This is a genomic window from Roseibium sp. FZY0029, assembly GCF_036350355.1.
GTDB lineage: Bacteria > Pseudomonadota > Alphaproteobacteria > Rhizobiales > Stappiaceae > Roseibium.
The window spans coordinates 226,619-246,033 of the sequence record NZ_JAZDVZ010000008.1 but is presented as its reverse complement, the minus strand read 5'-3'; the positions used below and the strand labels follow the sequence as shown (position 1 = coordinate 246,033).

Below are 19,415 nucleotides of genomic sequence, written 5' to 3'. Positions count from 1 at the left end.
ATTCCTCCTATGAACGAGGACAGACCAGTTCTTGACTGGAACGCATGAAGGATGCGCTCTCTCCTTTGTCCGCTCCTGTCGCGAAGTTTAAATTTTGTTGAGACAGGCAGGTTTGAACGGAAAGCCAGAGCCCAGTGCCCCACAGCGGATGGCAGACACTGGAGCAATCACGGATTTCACTGCGTTCGTGGAAAAATACCGCACGCTCCGCAAGCTTTGTGTGGCGAACGGATGTCGCCCGATTTGTCTCGGAGACACCCTGCTGCAGCATACCTCGCCTCAGCTAGGGTGTGGGCCATAATGAAGATGAAATGGTTTGAGGCGGATTGGTCATCAGCAAGGCGCGAAAGCGCAGGAAATGTGGCTCATTTTCAAGCTTTCGCAACGCGGAGGAGGACCAATCCGGTCAAATCCGAAGGACATGAAAATGGCTTCACCGCGTGTGGTCAGCCTGCTTGACCGGGCAGAAAGCCCACTCCGCCCACACTTCCTAACGCAGTTTCGCCATTTCTCGTGCCATATCGTCTTCATTTATGGAGCCACACCCTAAAAAGAATGCCCGGCTCGTTTGCCGGGCATCAAGTTGGTTGGAGTGGCTGCGCCTTAGGAGCTTAAGGTCTTCGGCGCTTCTCTTATGGGGTCGGACCTGGAACGAGGGAGCGTTTTCCAAGGCCTATGCGGCGATCGACCGGGAGACTTCTTTCACGCTTTGGGTCGCCGCGCTGATCTGCGCCGTCGCGGCGGAGACGGACTGCATGTTGGCGGTGATCTGCTCCACACCCTGGGCCGCGAACTGCATGTTCGAGGAGATTTCGTGGGTGACGGCGGTTTGCTCCTCCACGGCCGAGGAAATACCTGTGGCAATGTCCCCGATTTCGCTGATCACCTTCATGATCGACTGGATGGCCTGAACTGCGCTCTCCGTCGTCGTCTGCACCGAATTGATCTGTGTCGAGATTTCCTCTGTCGCTTTGCTGGTCTGCGATGCGAGGCTTTTCACCTCGGAGGCAACCACCGCAAATCCCTTGCCTGCCTCTCCGGCGCGCGCTGCTTCGATGGTTGCGTTCAGTGCAAGCAGGTTGGTCTGCCCGGCGATGCCGTCGATCAGTTCAAGCACGGAACCGATGGTCTTGGCATCTTCAGAAAGGCCGAACATGATCCGGCTGGACTGCTCGGCTTCCTGAATGGCTTTTTGAGAAACCTCCATGGCGGTCTGTACCTGCCGGCTGATTTCCTGGATGGAGGCAGCCAGTTCCTCCGAGGCAGCGGCCACGGTCTGAACGCTGGCGGAGGTCTGCTCCGAAGCTGAAGCCGCCCCTGTGGCCTGCTCTGTCGTCAAAGCAATAGAACTCACAATCTCGGACAGGTCCCTGTCGATCTTCTGTTGTGCCTCTGCCTTGCGGAAGCGCTCCATGACGCGCTCCGTGACATCGGTAGCAAACTTGACGACCTTGAAGGGGCGACCGGCTGCGTCGAAGATCGGATTGTAGGTCGCCTGGATCCAGATCTCCCGACCACCTTTCGCGAGACGCTTGAACTCGGAGGACTTGAAGTTTCCGGCGGCCAGATCCTTCCAGAATTCGGCATAGTCTGCGCTGGCAGCGAAGTCGCTTTCAACGAACATGCGATGGTGTCGTCCCTTGATTTCCTCAAGGCTGTAGCCCATCGCGGACAGAAAATTGTCGTTTGCATCCAGGATCGTGCCATCCAGCTCGAAGTGGATGACCGCCTGCGCGCGGTTGATGGCATTTACCTGGCCCTGCAGGTCAGCGGTTTCCATCTTGCGTGCCGTGATATCCGACGCAATCTTGACGACCTTCGTGACCTTTCCCGAGGCGTTGAAGATCGGGTTGTAGGAGGCTTGAATCCATACTTCCCTGCCGTTCTTGCCAAAACGCTGAAATTCCCGCGACTTGAACTCTCCGCGCGCCAGTTCCTGCCAGAAAGTCTGATATTCAAGGCTCTCCCCGTAAGCGGGTTCCACAAACATCTTGTGATGGCGGCCCGAAATTTCCTGAAGCGAATAGCCCATCGCGTCGAGGAAGTTCTGGTTTGCCGTCAGGATCGTGCCGTCCGGCGCAAATTCGATCATCGCTTGGGAGGCGCTGATTGCCTGGACAACAGCCTTCCAGGAGTTTCCTGCAAAAATACCCATTGAACGTCTCCAACAACATTTTTTCTTTGAAAATTAAATGAAGTGGAAAAAGTAAATAAAATTGTACTTGGTGAAATTAAACCCGAACCCAAACAAATAAAATTTGAAACAATTATTATTAGGTGAGCAGTTACTTGAGATGATATTTAAAATTTTAAAAATTATTTTTGTTCTTTATTATTATTCCTGGTGAGCGTTGAATAAGAAGCGTTGCCACCCGATGTGGAGTAGCCCGTCAGAATTTCGGAGACAGACATCACCTGGATCAGGACACCGGGAGGCTTGCCTGTCGTGCCGCCATGATCGACTTCCAGCTTCGTCACGTTGCGAGGCGGTCGATGCGGAGCTGACAAACCACTGATGTCGTGTTGCGCGCGGAGTGCGATCGACAAGGTACCGTCAACATTGCTGGCCACTTCGATCTGCGCACCGTAATGCCCCGTCCAGGGCATGGCCGCCGTTTATGCGGCTAAAAGATAGAGCTTTCGATCAACGAGCGGTGGAAAATCCACGGCAAGATCGGTGGCAAGTTCTCCTGCCGACGTGCCCTTTCCGATGGCCCGCAAGGGAGAAGCGGGTCTGGCCCTGTCGCTTTCGCCCTTTCCTTCCCTTGTCGGCGGAACCCTCGCCATCATCCTAGGCTTCGGTCTGGGAGGGCTGTTCGAGGACAACCCGTGCTGCGCCGGCATAAAATCGCTGGCCAGACCACAAGCCGGGGTTCCAGGTTGACCGTTGAAGCGCGCAAGGACGCAGAGTAGTAGCCGGTAATCTGCGGTCGTGCCCATGCAACGACCCATGAGGCGGACCACCCAATGCGACAGCTCTGCGCTGCCGCATCGGGTTCAGAACGGGCCTTCGAACGTCTCCGGCACAAGCACAAAATCATATGTCGAGCGCCAGAGTGTCTTATCGCCTTCCAGCCGTTCGAACGGCGCGATCAGGCTCTTCTTCACACCAAACACCGCATCACTTTCCAGATAGGTGTCACCACCAACGAACGTGTGGGTGACTAATTTCTGGAAACCGGGCGCGGTCACCAGAAAATGCATGTGCGCCGGACGATAGGGATGACGTCCCAAGGCGCCGAGCATCTTGCCAACCGGGCCATCATCCGGGATCGGATAACTGACCGGTTTGATGCCGACAAAGCTGTAACTGCCGTCTGCCTCGCTCATGAACCGACCGCGATTGTTCCACTTCGGCTGAACATCCGGTTGCTGGACATCGTAGAAACCTTCGGCATTGTCGGACCAGACGTCTACACACGCGCCTGCGATCGGGTTTCCCTCCAGATCAAGCACCCTGCCTTCAAACAGGCAGCTCTCGCCCTTGCCGTCGAGGCAGATGGTATCGCCGTTGGCGCGAACCGGGGCGTCAGCCACATGGAAGGGGCCAAAAACCGTGTTTTCCGTCGCCCCCGGCGGACGCCGGTTGTTGATCGCGTCAACCAGCATCGAAACGCCAAGGACATCGGAAAGAAGGATATATTCCTGGCGTTCACCCGAGCAGATCTGACCTGTTTTGGTCAGGAACTCGATAGCGATCTCCCACTCCTCCTGCGTCAGATGCACATCCTTGACGAAGGCGTGCAGGTGCTGGACCAGGCTTTCCATAACCACCTTCAAACGCGGTCTGGCCGCCTCGCCTATCCGCCCGTTGACGGCCTCGACGGACGCTTCTTCGGTGAAATAATTGATCATATCTGTGTTTCCTCGCAGCTCACTCCGGTGCGTCGCCGACCAGGGCCCGCTGAAGCAGGTTCCGGATCGCTTCCCGCTCCAGCGGGCGCGGACACCAGTATGGATTGGCGGTTGCCTGTTCACTCATGCGGTCGAGATCCGCTTCCTTGACCCCGAGATCCGCCAGACTTTGAGGGGCGCCGAGTTTCTTCGCAAACGCATGCAAACCTGCCCCGGCCCGGCCGCCGAACAGCGACGCAACCGGTGCAAGCACGTCCGGCTTTGCTGCCTCGACGAAAGCGATGGTGTGAGGCAGCAAGATGGCATGGGTTTCCGCGTGAGGCAGATCCAGACTGCCGCCAAGCGTGTGGCACAGCTTGTGGTGTATCGACATGCCGACGCCGCCCAGCACGGTTCCGCACAGCCAAGCGCCGTAAAGGGCGAGGTCTCGTCCGTCCCGATCACTGGGTTTTGCGGCGATGGCCGGCAATGCATCCCGCAGCGCCCGCAGCCCCTCAACCGCCATTAGCGTGAAGATCGGGCTGCCGTCCTGCGCATAGACGCCTTCAGCAGCGTGGGCCATGGCATTGAGACCGCTGGTGATGCTCAGCACCTGCGGCAGCGTATCGGTCAGCTCCGGATCATAGATGACGGTTTCCGGCAGGATCTCAGGTCCCCTCCGGGTCGTTTTCAACCCGTCCTTCGTCTCCCCCAGAATGGGCGTCACTTCGGAGCCTGCATACGTGGTCGGGATGACCACTTGTGCTGCCCCGGTTCGCGCAGCCAGGGCCTTTCCGAGACCGGTTGTGGACCCGCCGCCCAACGCCACGACGCAATCTGCATTGGACTGCTCGTAGACTTCAAGCGCCTTTGCGGTGACCTCCACCGGCGTGTGCATTGCCGCACCGCTGAAGACACCCGCGCACATAGATCCGAGAGCGGAAGCCAGCGCCTCCGCTTCCTGACTTTGCTGAGGTGTCGACAGCACCAGCGCACGCTTCGCACCCAGGCGTTCGATCTCGGCGCCTGCCTGCGCCTGCGCCCCCCGCCCGAATACGATTCGGGCGGGCAGGCCTGTATGGCTGAAAGACAACATCGCGGTCACAGGTCCAGCTTGAACAGCTTGTTGGCGTTGCCGCGGCCGATCTTGAGCCGGTCTGCATCGGCGATGCTGGCGGCATCGAACCAGTCAGCCGCGTGATCGATGTTCTCGAACGGCCAGTCGGTGGAGAACAGGATCCGGTCCGAGCCCAACTCGAGAATTGCGTCAACCAGTGTCTGGGTTCTGAAATTGCCGGACGTGGTGATGTGGAAGTTCTCGTTGAAGTAATCGGCAAACTTCCGCTTTGCCGGATGTTTTGGCGGCAGCTTGACCCAGGCGTTGCGGTGGTCGATCCGCCAGAGCATGTAGGGAATGCCCTCTCCCATGTGCCCGAGAACGATTTGCAGGGCGGGATGGTCGTCGAACAGGCCCGAGCCGATCAGGCGCAGCGCGTGCACGGCGGTTTCCTGAGCAAAGGCCCAGGTCGGCCCCATCAGCCAGGGATGCCCGTCATAAATGCGCGAATCCTGCGGCAGCGGGTTGCGCGGGTGCAGGTAGAAAGGCACGTTCAGCTTTTCCACCTCGGCCCAGAACGGGCGATATTGCGGCAGATCGTAGTAGAGAAGTTCCTGTCCGCCGCCTTGTTCCGCATCCTGGGAAAAGCCGTTGACCAGCGCCCCGACGAAGCCGAGATCCTTCACGCAGCGCTGCAGTTCAGCCGCGGCGGCTTCAGGATCCTGCAACGGAAGGGCCGCAAACGCGCGGAAGCGGTCCGGACGTTTCGCACATTCCTCTGCAAGCGCGTCATTGGCGCGCCTTGCAATGTCGATGGCCCTGCCGCGGTCCGTTATCGCCTGCACCGCCGGAGCGTTCAGCGAGAGGATCATCATCTCGATCCCGTGGGCATCCATCAGCTTCAGCCTGGTATCCTGAATATCCAGCAGGCGGTGCTGCAACTCTTCCCAGTAGGAGCCCGGTACGAAACCGGCGGAATCCTGCAGCGTGTCGGGAATGGCGAAATGTTCTTCGAGTGCGATCTTGCCTTGCATGGCTGTTTTCCTTCAAGATTTTCGGGTGTCAGGATTTGGGCGATCCAAGCGTTGAGAGAAGCTGACGAGTCAGCAGGGCGAGTTCGCCGGCATCTCGGGCCACGCCATAGACGTAGCTGTCCGGGCGGACGATGGCGGCCACGCCACCGGTTTCATCGAACCAGCGCGCATAAACGCCGTTGGTGTCGGAAATCTCGGCGCCTCCGAACATGCTGGAAATCGCGAACACAGCTTCGCGGCCGCCGATGGCGGCAAAACCGTCCCTGTCGGATTGCGTCAGGTCGCAAAGCGCTTCCGGCCCCTTGGCAACAATGAGCCAGCCAGTGCCGGCAATTTCGTCGAAGAGCGCGGTTTTTTCTGCTGTTGAGACAAGGCCCTGGGGAAGAAGCTCGCCGTCATTGGCGATCAGCCCCCCGCTCAGCGCCGGATAGCGCAGTTTGTCGGGCTTCCTGTTGGCCGCGCGTGCAGCAATCAAACGCGCGTCGCGCTTCTTTGCCTCTTCCGGATCACGCATGGTCTGGACCCGGCCGAGTTCGATTGCCTTGTCGGTGATAAAGCGCACATGGGGTTCCCGCTCGGGCTGATAGGTGTCGAGCAGGTCATCCGAATAACCGTCCAGAACCATATCGAGCTTCCAGGCCAGATTGCGGGCGTCGCGAATTCCCGAAACCATTCCCTGCGCCAGGAACGGCGGCATCTGATGTGCAGCGTCACCTGCCAGAAGCACCCTGCCCTTGCGCCAGGCATCCACGATGCAGGACCGAAAGGTGTAGTTGGCGACACGGATCAGCTCCGCGTCCTTCTTCGTAAGGAATTGTTCAACACGGCGCCACACGCCTTCCGGCTTCAGCACCTCGTCCCGATCTACATCGGCTTCCAGGCGGAACGAGAAGCGGTGATGGTTCGGCCCGATGTTGACGATGGAGATCGGCTGAGCCGGGTTGCACACCTGGCGGAACGACGGCAGCCCCGGGACAGTGCGCTTCATCTCGAAATCGCAAACCAGCCAATTCTCGAAAAAGCCGAGATCCTCCAGATCGCCCTTCAGGTGCTGTCGAACAAAACCATTGCCGCCATCGCAGCCCACGACATAACGGGCACCGACGGACACTTCCTCACCCGCTTCGGTTTTCGCTGTCACCTGGACGCCATCGGGCTGCTCGGTCAAGGCGGTGACGGTAACGCCCTGGCGCACCTCCACGCCCGGTGTCGTCTTGCACAGGGTGTCGAAAACGTCTTCCAGATGTGGCTGGTACATCATGTATTGAGACGGCCAGCCGCACCGGCCGGGATTGTCGTATTCGATATCCAGAAGCACGTCGCCTTCACCGTTCATCCAGACATAACCCTGCTGAATGTTGGTGCCGGGAAGCACCTTTTCGGCGATGCCGAGCTTTTGAAAGGTCCGCATCGTCTCATCATCGAAGGCGGCGGCGCGCGGCAGGTTGTAGAGACCCGAATAGCGCTCCAGAACAACGACCTTATGCCCGAGCTGCCCCAGAAGCGCCGCCAGGGCCATTCCCGTCGGGCCATAGCCGACAATGGCGACATCGTATTGCATGGTATCCTCCATTTGATCCGGCGCGGCCTTTATGATTGCATTTACAATTCTTGCATTTGCAAGTTTTGACCGCACGAAGTTGCGTTTCTGCGCTTTATGCGAAGATTACGGTGTTAGTTTCCCATCAGGAGTGAGACGCCGAAGAGCGAGATTTCCGGCACATAGGTGACCAGCAGAAGCGCCAGCAGATAGATTGCGAAAAACGGCAGGATCCCGCCGTAAATCACGCGCAGGTCGATCCGCGACAGGGACTGCAACACGAAAATGTTGATCCCGAATGGCGGCGTGAACAGACCGATGGCTAGGTTCACCGTCAAGATGATGCCGAAATGAACCGGATCGACGCCCACGGCGGTGATCAGAGGCAGGAGCAGCGGCGTCAGCAGCAGAATTGCCGACAACGGATCGACCAGACACCCCACGATCAGAAGCAGGATATTTATGGCAAGCAGCAGCACCCAGGGCTGCAACGCCATCGCATCAATCAGCGCAACGAGCTGTCCGGAGACCTGATTGACGGTGATCAGCCAGGAAAACACTCCGGCGCAGGCAATCACGATCATGATCTGCGATGTGAACATCACTGTGGTGCGCGCGGCCTCCAGCAGGTCTTTCAGCGTCAAATGCCGCATGACGCCCCAACTGACGAGAAAGGCATAAAGACAGGCAACTCCAGCCGCCTCCGTCGGCGAGAAGATTCCGCCATAAATCCCGCCGATGATCAGCACGGGGACGCCCGCTGCCCAGATCCCGCGGCGGAACGCATTGACAAAGCGTCTTATGGAAAACGCCTCGCTCGCCGGCATGTCGTGACGCCGCCCAACCCAAAGCGCGTGCAGGCAGAGAAGACCAACGATGAGAAGCCCGGGAAAGATGCCTGCAGCGTAAAGGCGCGGGATAGACTCGTCCGCCGCAGCCGCATAGACGATCATCGGGATGGACGGAGGCAGGATCACACCCACAGCACCGGCTGAGACCAGCAGGCCGGAGGAGTAACTGTCGGGGTATTTGTCCTCCCGCAGAGATGGCAGCATGACCTTGCTCAAGGTGGCAACAGAAGCCGCCCCGACCCCGGTTATCGCCCCGAAAACGGCCCCGCTGGTGATCCCCGTCAACGGCACCTTGCCGGGAACCCGGCCCATGCTGGCACGCATCAGCTCGATCAGGCGTTGCGCTATACCGCCCCGGTCCATGAGTTCCCCGGCAAAAATGAAGAACGGCAGGGCCAGAAGCGCGTAGGCGTTGACCGAAGCAAAGAGATACTGCTGCAGCGCGACCATCGGCATGTGCATGGTGAAGGCCATGGTTGCTGCCGAAGCTGCCAGCAGCACCAGGAAGATGGGAAAGCCCATCAGCATCATGACGAGGGGCAGCACGACAAGGGTCCAGATCATGTCAGTTGCTCCCACCGGTCCGACGCGTTTGGGTCAGCAGGTCCCAGAGGCGCGCAGCCGCCACCAGCGCCATGCCGACAAGGCCAACAAGAACGGTCCCTTGGATCAGCCAGAGCGGAATCTCGGCCATGTTGCTCAAGGTGCCGCGCGCTGAAAGCCGGCTGACAGCTTTGAACGAATAGTGAGCAACGAAGAGACAGACGGCGACGGTCGCGATCTGTTCGAAAATGGCGAAGAAACGCCGAACCCTGCGCGATGCATTGTGGGTCAGGAGAGACATGCGCAGATGCTGATCGCGATGAGAAACCCCGATGGCCCCGACGAAAACCATGCCGACCATGGCAAATACCAGCGTTTCGTCAGCCCACAGCAGGGACACGCCCCAAATGTAACGAAGCGCAACGCCGAGGCACAAAAGCAGCACCATCAATATCAGCAATACCGCGAGCGCATTGCCGATCCAGTTGGACAGGATTTCCAAAACTCGTCTCATGGATGTCTCGTGAACGCCTGAGAGGGCGGCAAGGCACTCAGATGCGCAATCCGGGCCTTGCCGTGAGATTATTCGCCTGCAACGCGTGCGGCGGCGGATTTCAGGAACTCGACCTCTTCTTCAAGAGCCGGGTTCTGGCTGTAGGCGGTCGGCAGCGTGTCCGCGACTGCCTTCAGATAGGCAGCCTTGTCTGCGACGGAGAGGTTGAAGATCGTGCCGCCGTTCTCTTTCCAGGTGCCCTGTACCCCCTCGACAGCCTTCAGATTCCAGCTATTGGCATCGGAAAGCGCCTCACGGGCTGCCGTCTTCACCTTCCCGGAAAGATCCTCTCCGAGGGCATCCAGGAAATACTGGCTCGCGACCGCAGTCACGATCAGATAGCTCTCCGGCAACACCGTCAGATCCTTGGCAACGTCGTAGTAATGGAAGATGGTGAACACCGGCAGGCCAGCGATCGTCCCGTCGACGACCCCGTTCTGAATGGCCGGCAACACTTCACCGAGAGGCATCGAGATCGGCGATGCGCCGAGTTCCTTGAACGGCCCCGTGGACAATGCCGAAGGTCCGGCGACCCGGATACGCTGTCCTTCCAGGGCCGCGGCGGTGTCGACCGTCTTGACGCTGACGATACCGAGCGGACCGTGCGGAAACGCTGCCAGGGTATGCAAACCCTGATCGGCACCGTATTCTTCCAGCCGGTCCAGCACTTCCGGGTCCGACAGCACCCTTTGTGCGTGCGCCATGTCGCTGAACAGGCCTGGAACGTCGAGCGCTTCAAACCGCTTGTCGTACTGGACGAAGAAACCGGAAGCAGGTGCCGTCACCTCGATGGTACCCATCGAGACGCCTTCTACCGTCGCCGGGATCTGGCCAAGCTGGTTCGCAGGATAAAGCTGAACTTCTATCTGCCCCTGGGTGGAGGCTTCTACGCGTGTCTTGAAACCTTCCATCCACTTCAGGATAGCGTCATTGTTCGTCGGAGACGAGACTTTAAGCGTATAGTCCGCGGCAAACGCCGGTCCTTCGACTACAGTTGCATTGAAAACTGCGGACAGACCGAGCCAGGCGGCACAGGCAAGCGCCTTGTTCATTGAATCCTCCCATGAGTGGACCCTTGAGCGGATCCTGTTTCCTCCGCATCCGTAGTAGCACTTAACTTTTGCATTTGCAAATGTTGTTTGTGCATGAGTTGCGCTGGAAAGAGTTTTGGGGCATAGACGAAATTACGGGCGCATGCGTTGCGCGAATGCACTTGCCCAAGAGTCACGCAGGCCTCAGGCGACGAACGGAGATATTCCTTGGTCTATCGTTTCACAGATTCAGTGCCCTATCTGCTGAACCGCGCCGGCGTCGCCCTGGGTGAGCGTTTCACACGGCGGATCGCCAGTTACGGCGTGACCCTTCCAATGTACCGTGTGCTGGCCGTCTTGCGCCAATCAGGCACAAAGACGCTCGGCGACCTTTCAGAACTTGTGTCGGTGGAGCTTTCCACTCTGTCGCGGCTGATAAGTCTGATGGTGAAACGCGGCCTGGTCACCCGCATCCGCCCGCCGGAAAACGCCCGTATCGTGTTGATTGACGTTACCCCCAAAGGGGCTGACCTCGCGGACGAACTCATGCAGATCGCCATGCATTTCGAGGACACTCTCATCTCCAACCTGGACAAGGATCAGGTGGATATCCTGAAGACGCTCCTGTGCCAGATCAATCAGCAGGTGGAGAAGCTTTGACCAACGCGCCCCGTGGCGCAAAGCGAATGGGCCTGGTGCAATAGCACTAGGGGGTGGATGGCAGGATCGGCAGCTTGCTGGAGGCTTTCATTTCTTTCAGCGAGAGGTTGGAGCGAATGCTGGTCACCCCTGGAAGCCGGCGTAGGGTGCTATCGACAAAGGTGCTGTAATCGTCCAGGTCCCGTGCGACGACGATCAGCAGGAAATCGTCTGCGCCGGTCGTGTTGTGACAGGCAAGGATGTTCGGGGTTGTCTCGACGATCCGTTGAAATTCCGCCGTTGCCGCCTGATCATGTTTTGAACAGCGGAGCTGTACAAAAGCCATGACACCCAGCCCCAGCTTGCGGCGGTTCAAATTGGCCTGATAACCTTCGATGAAACCCTCTTCCTCCAGCCGTTTCAGGCGACGCCAGCAGGGAGTTTCACTCATGCCCAGCTTTTCGGACAGCTTTGCATTGGTCATCCGACCGTCGTTTTGCAGCAGGGACAGGATCTGAGCGTTGGCGGCATCGATTTCAGACAAGGGCAGAATCCTATCGAAAGTCAGCAAAACTGAGGTTTTCCTGTCCTTAAATAAGCTAAAATGCGCAGGATTAGCAAAGTATTTCCCAATTTTCCTTCTATGATCCCCGCCAATGAATCGCGAAACGGAAAGACCATGTCATGAAGGCCGTGCTGTTTGAAAAGTTCCAGGAAGCGCCAAAGCTGGTCACGGTGGATGACCCGAGCCCCGAGGCGCATGGTGTCGTATTGAAGGTTGCGGCAACCGGCGTCTGCCGAAGCGACTGGCATGGATGGATGGGACATGACAGCGACATCGAGCTGCCGCATGTGCCTGGCCATGAACTGGCCGGTGTTATCGAGGCAGTCGGTAAAGACGTTACCAACTGGAAGGTTGGCGACAAGGTCACCGTTCCCTTCATCTGCGGCTGCGGAAGTTGTCCGGAATGCCATGCAGGCCACCAGCAGGTATGCCTTCACCAGGAACAGCCCGGCTTCACCCATTGGGGGTCGTTCGCCGAATTTGTCGGCATTCATCAGGCCGACCTGAACCTCGTGGCACTGCCGGAGAGCATGGACTTTGCAACCGCGGCCAGTCTCGGGTGCCGGTTCGCAACGTCCTTTCGCGCCGTGATCGATCAGGGCAAGGTCAGTGCGGGCCAGTGGGTGGCGGTGCATGGCTGCGGCGGCGTGGGGCTGTCGGCTGTCATGATCGCGGCAGCGGCCGGGGCCAATGTGATCGGGGTGGATCTCGCACCCGCCAAGCTGAAGCTCGCGCAAGATCTCGGTGCCGTGGCGGTCATCAACGGCAGCGAAGCCGATGTGCCGGAGGCGATCAAAGAGATCACTCGGGGCGGCGCCCATGTCTCGCTGGATGCGCTCGGCCACCCGGTGACCATGACCAACTCCATCCTGTGCCTGCGGCCACGCGGGAAACACATTCAGGTCGGGCTGATGCTCGGCGACCATGCTGCCCCCGCCATTCCGATGCCCAAGATCGTGGGTCAGGAAATCGAGTTGCTCGGCTCGCACGGGATGCAGGCGCACCGATATGGCGCGATGCTGGACATGGTGGCCAGCGGCAAGCTCGATCCCTCGCGGCTGGTCGGCAGCCAGATCAGTCTGGCGGAGGCACCGGAGGCCCTGATGAGCATGGACAGCTTCCAGTCTGTCGGCGCAACGGTCATAACCCGGTTCTGAAGCTGGGGCAGCACGCCCAACTGCCATGCCGGGAATGCTCCAGCAAGGATCACCGCCGTTTTGCCGTTCCCCCATTGCAGGGCAATCACTTCGGGGAGATGATCGGCAAGGCAGTGGGAGCTTGCCGCATCCGTGCGATCGATTTTGAAAAGGGCTCAGACGTGTTCGAGAAGGTTGAGGATTACCCGGTCGATCCCATCATGATCGGAGCAGATTACTTTGCTCAGGATCCCCGGACGGACAAGCTCAACCTCACTGTTGGCATTTTCCAGGATGCGCATGGCCAAACCCCGGTTCTGAAGGCCGTAAAGGAAGCAGAGCGGCGGCTGGTTGAGACGCAAACAACAAAGTCTTACCTCGCCCTGACGGGCGACGCCGAATACTGCGCGGTTCTCGGCCGGGAAATTCTGGACGAAGCCTTCAGCAGTGACTGGGTTGCGGCGCAGACCTCAGGCGGAGCGGTGGCGTTGCGGGTCATGGCGGATCTGCTGGCGCAGATGCCCGATCCGCCAACCGTCTGGCTGCAGACGCCAACCTACGGCAACTACATCCCCATTCTGACGGCGGCCGGCACCAGATTTGCCCAGGTGCCTTATTACGATCCCATCGGGCGCAAGATTACGTTCAATCAAATGCTGGACGGGTTGACCAACGCCAAAGCCGGCGATGTTTTTCTCATGCAAGGGGTGTGTCACAACCCGACAGGCGCGGATATGACGGCAGAGCAGTTCAACGCCCTGCTCGAGGTTCTGGAGCAGCGTGGCATCATCCCCTGGATCGATCTCGCCTATCTCGGCTTTGCCCACGGTTTCGAGGCCGATTGCGCCATGGCCCGGCAGATTGCCGAACGCTTTCACGAATGCATCGTCTGCGTCACGCTTTCCAAATCCTTTGGCATCTACCGGGACCGAGCCGGGGCGCTTTTCGTAAAAACCCGAAAGGACGACCAGCCCCGCATCCATAGAGCAGTTTCGGCCATCGTTCGTTCAGGCGCTTCTCACGCACCCGATCATGGTCCGTCCGTGGTGCGCACTATTTTGCAGGATCAAAAGCTGAAGGCTCTCTGGCTGCAGGAACTCGACCGGATGCGCGTCCGCGTTGCCGAGGTTCGTGCCCAAATCACGCAAACGGAAAGGAATGATTTTGGAACGCAGGACCTTGCGTATCTCACGCAGCAGCGCGGGATGTTTTCATTGCTCCCGCTTACGGAGCACCAGGAAACGGCACTGACCCGTGATCACGGCATCCATGTCGTCAAGGGAGGCCGGGTCAACGTCGCACGCCTGGGTTCCCAAGATATCGGCTGGCTGATCCGAGCCGTCCGGACGGTGATGGCCTCGAGATCATAGGCCTCTTGCGAGCACGGATCGGGGGAATTTGCTGAGGGACTCAGGAGACGCAGGAGCTCATAAAAAGCCTCAAGCGAAAAACATCCTTTTCCCTTCCATCAACGCCGGACCTTGTACCGGAGGCTTCTCGTTGAAGCTGCTTGCCCAGTCGATGAAGTCTTCCGGACACATCGGCTTTGAATAATAATAGCCCTGAGCCTTGTGACACCTGATGGATTTCAGGAAGTCTTCCTGTTCTGCTGTTTCAACACCCTCAGCAACGATCTTTATTTGCAGACCACAACCAAGCCCGACAATGCTGCGGGCAATCGTTGCCGAGGGCTGATCATCCGGAAGTTTTTTAACGAAAGACTGATCGATCTTCAGATATTGCACCGGCAAGTCACTCAGATACGCCAGGCAGGAATATCCGGTTCCAAAGTCATCGACAGCGATCGAGATGCCCAGACCGTGCAAGGCCCAAATGGTATCGTACCCCGGCTCCCCGCGACGTACGAGAGCCGTTTCTGTCAATTCAAGAACCAGTTTTTCAGCCGGTAATCCTGTCGACTTGAGGATACGCTGCACATTTTCCAGCAAGTCCGGCGCCTGAAGCTGCAGCGGCGAGATATTTACGGAAAGTTTCGCATCTGCGCTTTGGAAAAAGGGCCACGTCATCGCATCAAGACATGCGCGCTCCAGGACCTGATATCCAATTTCGATGATCTGACCACTTTGCTCAGCGACCGGAATGAAATCTGCAGGAGAGACAACACCATTTTCAGGATGTATCCAGCGGGCGAGCGCTTCCGCACCGACCAGCCTGCCCGTCTCGACGTCAATCTGCGGCTGATAGTAGGTCGTAAATTGCTTGTCAGCCAATGCGTGATCAATGTCATTGATAACCTGCCTTCTCGCCGGCGGCACAAGTGGCTGCACCTGCTTGTGAGAAAGGAACGGCATCAATTTAAGAAGCACAAAGTAGATCAGACAGAGAATGGCAATCACGGCCAGGGGAACAAAATACGGATGAATGGTGTTGCGGATGCTGAGATAGGTTATGCCGATCGCCAGAAGAACGACCAAAAAGGCCTGCGCAAAAATATACTTGGCGCTCGATCCCGCAGTGACCATGCGATAGAGCGGCCCCCGGTAAATCGTTCTGGTCAAAACGCTCGAAGCCACGAGAAAGCCGCTGGCATATAAAATCAGGATGGCAACCTTCGAGCCGGGAGCGGTTTGCACAACGCTCAACAGACTGGCGCCAAACAACAGGATCGCCAGCACTGCGGTTACCTGCGCAGCCACCGGCTTTTGGATCGAGACAAGAATTGCGGCGAATGCCAGAAGGCAAACAATGGTCGAGTTGGTCAATATCCAGAGACTGCTCATCAAGCCTGCTGCGCCAAGCAGCGGTTTCATCATGGCGACAAGCAAGCTGACTGTCGCGATTGCCAGAGGCAGTCGCTTCGACCGAAAGGGCGTGCGAGACAAAAACAGCGAAAGTCCCGTCAGCATGATACTGACTGAATTGACTGGCGGTGAGGGCTGAGTTTCAAAAATTGCAGTTATGTGCAGCCAGCTTAGTCCAAACAGGATCGCTGAAGTAGTTGCAAGAGCAGTTCCCAAAATAGAGAATCTTGGATTGAATTCCAGGAGAAGGCGGATAACACTTCGTGATCGTTGTCTTTTGTTTTGTGCCGTCACTTACTTCTATCCCGAACATCAGGTTATCAAGCCTAGACACTTCTCTGAAGGGCGAGCTTCAGGTTAAACGCTCCACCCAAATAATCGTCTAGCTCCATAACTAAAGCGTTAAATAAAGTATTTTCTATGTCCGTATTTCTTGATTCTATTTTCAGACTTAAGAATAAGCTAAATTATGAGCCTCGGCGCAAGTCAGACTGACTTCAAATTACAACCCGAATTTCATAAAAGTAGCGTCTAGGTAGTATTTTTCGCGCACTCTGACGCAACTCGCTACCTCGTTCGTGTCATTCCAATGCCTCAAACACCTTTCGCGTTTGAAGCCCGCTTTCGCTGATAAAAACTATGGTAGCGACCGACTTTTGAGTGTCGCACGATATGCTTGGAGCGCACCGTTTGGTCAACTCACAATTCGAATATTTCGAGAAGATGTAACAGCTTTGCAACAAAAGGCGGTAAATAACTTTCATTCAGCTACGGAACCCTGATAAATTTACTGATGATCACAAAGGACCGCAGCCGCAGGCAGCACGTTCCGAATAACAGGGGAAAGCCGTCGAGCCGCACTGCGTGAAAGCAGAGCGGCTCGTTGGTCAGGCAGAAGAAAGCACTGCAAATTTCAGAAGTTCAAACGGTGCTTCAGTTTGCCAGACGCGCCGTGATTTGACGGAAAAGGTCCATGTTTTCCATGTCATGGCCCACGGGTTCAGCGGTATGGCTGGCCTTCGCGATCACCAGATTGTTGGCCGGGTCCACATAGATGAACTGATGATAAAGCCCGATAGCCGAATAGGCATCCGAGCCGGGGATTGTCCACCACTGGTACTGATAGCCGAAATCCTCGCCCGGTCCGGCCGGCTCTGACCCCTCATCGGGAACGGTGGCTTCCTTCACCCAGTCCGCAGAGACGACCTGCGAGCCACCTTCCGAAAGACCATTGTTCAGAAACATCAGGCCGAAACGGGCGTGATCCCGGGCCGTCGCAGCAAGACCGGCGCCGAAGAATTCCCGGCCGACGGACGGCGGACCATCCATGATCCAATAAGCATCGTTTTCCATGCCGGCCGGCTTCCACAGTTTCTCGGACATATACTGCGCCCCGGTCATGCCAACCGCTTTCTCCAGCACACACCCGAGAACGCTCGTGTCGAGCGTGGCATAGTTGAACGCCGACCCTGGAGCGTTGGGACCTCGCCTGGATTCATTTACCGCGTAATCGCACCAGCGATACTTGTAGGCGACAAGTGCATTGTCGTGGACTTTCGTCAGCTGCGTATCGCTGCCGAATTCATAGACCTCAAGCCACTCCACGCCGGAGCGCATACGCAACAGGTCGCGAAGCGTCGGACCGTCGTAACCGCTTCCCTTCATGTCTGGCAGATAGTCGGTAACCTTGTCGTCTAGACTTTTGATAGAGCCATCGGCAAGGGCCATGCCGATCAAGGTCGAAACATAGGACTTTGCAACCGAAAACGTCAGAAATCGGGTGTTTTCATCGCTACCGTTTCGATAGGTTTCGAAAACGACATTCCCATCCTTCACGACGACGAGTGCATTTGTGGATGTGCTCTCGAGAGCTTCCTCCAAAGTCAGTTTCTTCCCATCGATTTCATACTCCCCCTCCAGGGAGACAGGTTTCGAGGGCAGCGCCTTGGCGTCTTCTGCCGCCGCGACCGTGCGCGTCGCGAACATCTGGTCCATGTGCTGGAATGTCAGAAAATTCAAGGCAGGGTCAAACATGCTGGCGCGGCCGTTGATCATTGTCTGAGACAACCAACGTGTGTCGTCGTCGGCAGACGCGGCGATGGGTTGGCTCAGCAGTGCCATCGTCAACACCGCCGAAAACGTCCGAATATTTTTATGAACCACAAGAGCCCTCCTCCAGGCTTCCGATTTTCGTAACGATATGCCTCAGCCTCCGCCGGGCGTGAGACCCGGCGTGGTTTGGCGTTCCAATCAGAGCAGGTTGGCAAGAGCTGTACAGACACATAATGTTGTCTACTGACAACAAAGAGTGGTCACTTAAAGTGAAAACACACCAACTCAAGGCCCTTATAGCGCTTGCCGAAAGCGGCTCAATTCGCGCAGCAGCGCGTGACATGGGCCTGTCTCAGAGTGCGCTGACCAAGACGCTGCGCGAGCTCGAAACGCAAACGGGGGCCGCTTTGCTCGTCAGGGCCTCCCGTGGGACGCGTTTCACACCTGCGGGAAAGGTCCTCGTGGACCACGCACGCCTGATCCTCACCACCATGCGCCGCGCCGAAGAGGAGGTCCGGCGGATATCGGGGCAAGCGATTGCGACTGCGCGCATCGCGGTTACGCCCGTGGTTGCGGTGACGAAGCTCGGCGGGATCATTCACGAATTTCAACGCCGGCATCCGCAGGGCCAGCTTGACGTTGAAACCGGCACGCTGGGGAATATCGTGCCGCGTCTGCTGGATGGGCAGCTTGATCTTGCCCTTGGTATCGCAACGCCCGAAGCATTACCGGCGGATCTGGCGTTCCAACCGTTCACGGAGGTGACGATCTCGCCTGTCAGCCGCTCGAAACGGTTCGCCAATCGGGTGGTTACCTGGGAGGAACTGGCAGGCGAACGCTGGCTCCTCAATCCCGCCCCCGGAAGTGCAGACCAGGTTGCCCTCGATTGGTTGACGCAGAAAAAGATAACACTGGCTCACCCGCCAACCCTGTGCCGCTCCCCCTTTCTACTGGCCGCCTTGAACCGCTCGACGGACCTCATCGCCTTCTGCCCGCCTCAAATTCTGGATGATTCCTTCTGGGGCAGCGGATTGTGCCCGATAGAAGTTCCCGACCTGCCTCCCAAAATGCAGCTGGGTGTTCTAACCCGCAGGTACACACCAAACTCGCTGGTTTCCCGCGATATCATAGACATCTCGACCCGTCTGATCGGAAGCATCTGAGCCTTTCGAAGCATCAGCCGTTTTTCCTGGAATAGTCGACTTGGCGCCAGACCCCACACCCAAGCTCTTGCTGCGTATGAGACGAAGCCAGTTGAGCCAGAGAAGCGCGCATCGGGCTACCCGCTCAGCGGCTCACAACTCGGTTGAAAGAAATAACATCTCATGGTTGCGCATTCACGCACAACGAGGTCAAGATAAGCCATTTCTATCGGTTATAAGGCGGCGCCAAATTGAAAAACAAATTCCGTACTACAGCAGCTTTGATCGCTGCTTCTTTTTTCATAATCAAAATCTTGGTTGCGAGCGACGCGGTCTTGGCTGCGTCCAAAGATTTCCAGTCGGTAGCACAGGGTTTGGTAGGCCTTCCCTATGATGAAGCGAGGCCAATTGTTCTGGAGAACAGTTGGCAGCCTTTCGAAAACCCCGCTCCCGGCGATCTCTTTTTCGTTGCACGCGCAATGTTCGAGGAAGGCTATTTGGAAGTTGGGGCGTGTTCTCCTGTAGGGGACGCCCCTTGCAAGTTTTATTTCCACGGACCCGCCGGACGGTACCTTGAAGTCATGACGAGCGGAGAGATACCACACGTCACACAGGCAAAGGTTTTGACAGCTGAAGAGTTTGACGAAATACGCGCACTCATGTGGGGAGAGTGAGT

18 protein-coding genes are annotated in these 19,415 nt (G+C 57.5%); 6 read left to right on the top strand and 12 right to left on the bottom strand.

The window, feature by feature from the left end; all coding sequences use genetic code 11:
• Positions 1-673: 673 nt before the first annotated feature.
• Both V1T76_RS22335 and V1T76_RS22330 read right to left on the bottom strand, forming a co-directional pair.
• Entirely contained in the window at positions 674-2,155 is a 1,482-nt protein-coding gene (locus tag V1T76_RS22335) for a methyl-accepting chemotaxis protein (protein WP_330562894.1), read from the bottom strand.
• 161 nt (positions 2,156-2,316) lie between these two features.
• Positions 2,317-2,607, bottom strand: coding sequence for a hypothetical protein (locus V1T76_RS22330; protein ID WP_330562893.1), 291 nt, complete (start codon positions 2,605-2,607; stop codon positions 2,317-2,319).
• 70 nt (positions 2,608-2,677) lie between these two features.
• On the opposite strand from V1T76_RS22330, the gene V1T76_RS22325 reads away from it, so the two are divergent.
• On the top strand, positions 2,678-2,884 hold the full coding sequence (locus V1T76_RS22325; protein ID WP_330562892.1) for a hypothetical protein: 207 nt from the start codon (positions 2,678-2,680) through the stop codon (positions 2,882-2,884).
• Between the two features lie 113 nt (positions 2,885-2,997).
• On the opposite strand, the gene V1T76_RS22320 is transcribed toward V1T76_RS22325, so the two are convergent.
• The 7 genes from V1T76_RS22320 to V1T76_RS22290 all read right to left on the bottom strand — a co-directional run bounded on the left by V1T76_RS22320 (position 2,998) and on the right by V1T76_RS22290 (position 10,464).
• Positions 2,998-3,855: an intradiol ring-cleavage dioxygenase gene (locus V1T76_RS22320; RefSeq protein WP_330562891.1), complete on the bottom strand. Its 858-nt coding sequence runs from the start codon at positions 3,853-3,855 to the stop codon at positions 2,998-3,000.
• A 19-nt stretch (positions 3,856-3,874) separates the two neighbouring features.
• On the bottom strand, positions 3,875-4,930 hold the full coding sequence (locus tag V1T76_RS22315) for a maleylacetate reductase (RefSeq protein ID WP_330562890.1): 1,056 nt from the start codon (positions 4,928-4,930) through the stop codon (positions 3,875-3,877).
• Positions 4,931-4,935: 5 nt separating this feature from the next.
• On the bottom strand, positions 4,936-5,925 hold the full coding sequence (gene tsdA / locus V1T76_RS22310) for a gamma-resorcylate decarboxylase (protein ID WP_330562889.1): 990 nt from the start codon (positions 5,923-5,925) through the stop codon (positions 4,936-4,938).
• A 28-nt stretch (positions 5,926-5,953) separates the two neighbouring features.
• On the bottom strand, positions 5,954-7,486 hold the full coding sequence (gene mhpA / locus V1T76_RS22305; RefSeq protein ID WP_330562888.1) for a bifunctional 3-(3-hydroxy-phenyl)propionate/3-hydroxycinnamic acid hydroxylase MhpA: 1,533 nt from the start codon (positions 7,484-7,486) through the stop codon (positions 5,954-5,956).
• 113 nt (positions 7,487-7,599) lie between these two features.
• Positions 7,600-8,880, bottom strand: coding sequence for a TRAP transporter large permease (locus tag V1T76_RS22300; RefSeq protein WP_330562887.1), 1,281 nt, complete (start codon positions 8,878-8,880; stop codon positions 7,600-7,602).
• A gap of 1 nt (position 8,881) precedes the next feature.
• A complete protein-coding gene (locus V1T76_RS22295) occupies positions 8,882-9,373 on the bottom strand; it encodes a TRAP transporter small permease (protein ID WP_330562886.1) in 492 nt (163 codons plus the stop codon).
• Between the two features lie 68 nt (positions 9,374-9,441).
• Positions 9,442-10,464 carry a TRAP transporter substrate-binding protein gene (locus V1T76_RS22290; protein WP_330562885.1) on the bottom strand — a complete coding sequence of 341 codons (1,023 nt, stop codon included), beginning with the start codon at positions 10,462-10,464 and terminating at the stop codon, positions 9,442-9,444.
• A gap of 207 nt (positions 10,465-10,671) precedes the next feature.
• On the opposite strand from V1T76_RS22290, the gene V1T76_RS22285 reads away from it, so the two are divergent.
• A complete protein-coding gene (locus V1T76_RS22285) occupies positions 10,672-11,103 on the top strand; it encodes a MarR family winged helix-turn-helix transcriptional regulator (protein WP_330562884.1) in 432 nt (143 codons plus the stop codon).
• A gap of 46 nt (positions 11,104-11,149) precedes the next feature.
• On the opposite strand, the gene V1T76_RS22280 is transcribed toward V1T76_RS22285, so the two are convergent.
• Positions 11,150-11,626 (bottom strand): Lrp/AsnC family transcriptional regulator, encoded by a 477-nt coding sequence (locus V1T76_RS22280; protein ID WP_330562883.1) that lies wholly within the window; start codon positions 11,624-11,626, stop codon positions 11,150-11,152.
• Positions 11,627-11,766: 140 nt separating this feature from the next.
• Between V1T76_RS22280 and V1T76_RS22275 the strand changes: the two genes are divergently transcribed.
• Positions 11,767-12,804, top strand: coding sequence for a zinc-dependent alcohol dehydrogenase family protein (locus tag V1T76_RS22275; RefSeq protein WP_330562882.1), 1,038 nt, complete (start codon positions 11,767-11,769; stop codon positions 12,802-12,804).
• Between the two features lie 98 nt (positions 12,805-12,902).
• On the top strand, positions 12,903-14,153 hold the full coding sequence (locus V1T76_RS22270; RefSeq protein WP_330562881.1) for an aromatic amino acid transaminase: 1,251 nt from the start codon (positions 12,903-12,905) through the stop codon (positions 14,151-14,153).
• A gap of 69 nt (positions 14,154-14,222) precedes the next feature.
• On the opposite strand, the gene V1T76_RS22265 is transcribed toward V1T76_RS22270, so the two are convergent.
• Both V1T76_RS22265 and V1T76_RS22260 read right to left on the bottom strand, forming a co-directional pair.
• On the bottom strand, positions 14,223-15,839 hold the full coding sequence (locus V1T76_RS22265; RefSeq protein ID WP_330562880.1) for a putative bifunctional diguanylate cyclase/phosphodiesterase: 1,617 nt from the start codon (positions 15,837-15,839) through the stop codon (positions 14,223-14,225).
• 639 nt (positions 15,840-16,478) lie between these two features.
• Positions 16,479-17,666, bottom strand: a complete 1,188-nt coding sequence (locus V1T76_RS22260) for a serine hydrolase domain-containing protein (protein ID WP_330562879.1) — start codon at positions 17,664-17,666, stop codon at positions 16,479-16,481.
• A 200-nt stretch (positions 17,667-17,866) separates the two neighbouring features.
• On the opposite strand from V1T76_RS22260, the gene V1T76_RS22255 reads away from it, so the two are divergent.
• On the top strand, positions 17,867-18,760 hold the full coding sequence (locus tag V1T76_RS22255; RefSeq protein WP_330562878.1) for a LysR family transcriptional regulator: 894 nt from the start codon (positions 17,867-17,869) through the stop codon (positions 18,758-18,760).
• Positions 18,761-18,990: 230 nt separating this feature from the next.
• On the top strand, positions 18,991-19,413 hold the full coding sequence (locus tag V1T76_RS22250; RefSeq protein ID WP_330562877.1) for a hypothetical protein: 423 nt from the start codon (positions 18,991-18,993) through the stop codon (positions 19,411-19,413).
• Positions 19,414-19,415: the final 2 nt, after the last annotated feature.

Bases quoted from the DNA above. Each gene is read 5' to 3' on its own strand.
- V1T76_RS22270 (WP_330562881.1), top strand. From the start codon at position 12,903: ATGATCGGCAAGGCAGTGGGAGCTTGCCGCATCCGTGCGATCGATTTT.
- V1T76_RS22275 (WP_330562882.1), top strand. From the start codon at position 11,767: ATGAAGGCCGTGCTGTTTGAAAAGTTCCAGGAAGCGCCAAAGCTGGTC.
- tsdA (WP_330562889.1), bottom strand. From the start codon at position 5,925: ATGCAAGGCAAGATCGCACTCGAAGAACATTTCGCCATTCCCGACACG.
- mhpA (WP_330562888.1), bottom strand. From the start codon at position 7,486: ATGCAATACGATGTCGCCATTGTCGGCTATGGCCCGACGGGAATGGCC.
- V1T76_RS22295 (WP_330562886.1), bottom strand. From the start codon at position 9,373: ATGAGACGAGTTTTGGAAATCCTGTCCAACTGGATCGGCAATGCGCTC.
- V1T76_RS22335 (WP_330562894.1), bottom strand. From the start codon at position 2,155: ATGGGTATTTTTGCAGGAAACTCCTGGAAGGCTGTTGTCCAGGCAATC.
- V1T76_RS22260 (WP_330562879.1), bottom strand. From the start codon at position 17,666: ATGGCACTGCTGAGCCAACCCATCGCCGCGTCTGCCGACGACGACACA.
- V1T76_RS22315 (WP_330562890.1), bottom strand. From the start codon at position 4,930: ATGTTGTCTTTCAGCCATACAGGCCTGCCCGCCCGAATCGTATTCGGG.
- V1T76_RS22290 (WP_330562885.1), bottom strand. From the start codon at position 10,464: ATGAACAAGGCGCTTGCCTGTGCCGCCTGGCTCGGTCTGTCCGCAGTT.
- V1T76_RS22320 (WP_330562891.1), bottom strand. From the start codon at position 3,855: ATGATCAATTATTTCACCGAAGAAGCGTCCGTCGAGGCCGTCAACGGG.
- V1T76_RS22300 (WP_330562887.1), bottom strand. From the start codon at position 8,880: ATGATCTGGACCCTTGTCGTGCTGCCCCTCGTCATGATGCTGATGGGC.
- V1T76_RS22330 (WP_330562893.1), bottom strand. From the start codon at position 2,607: ATGCCCTGGACGGGGCATTACGGTGCGCAGATCGAAGTGGCCAGCAAT.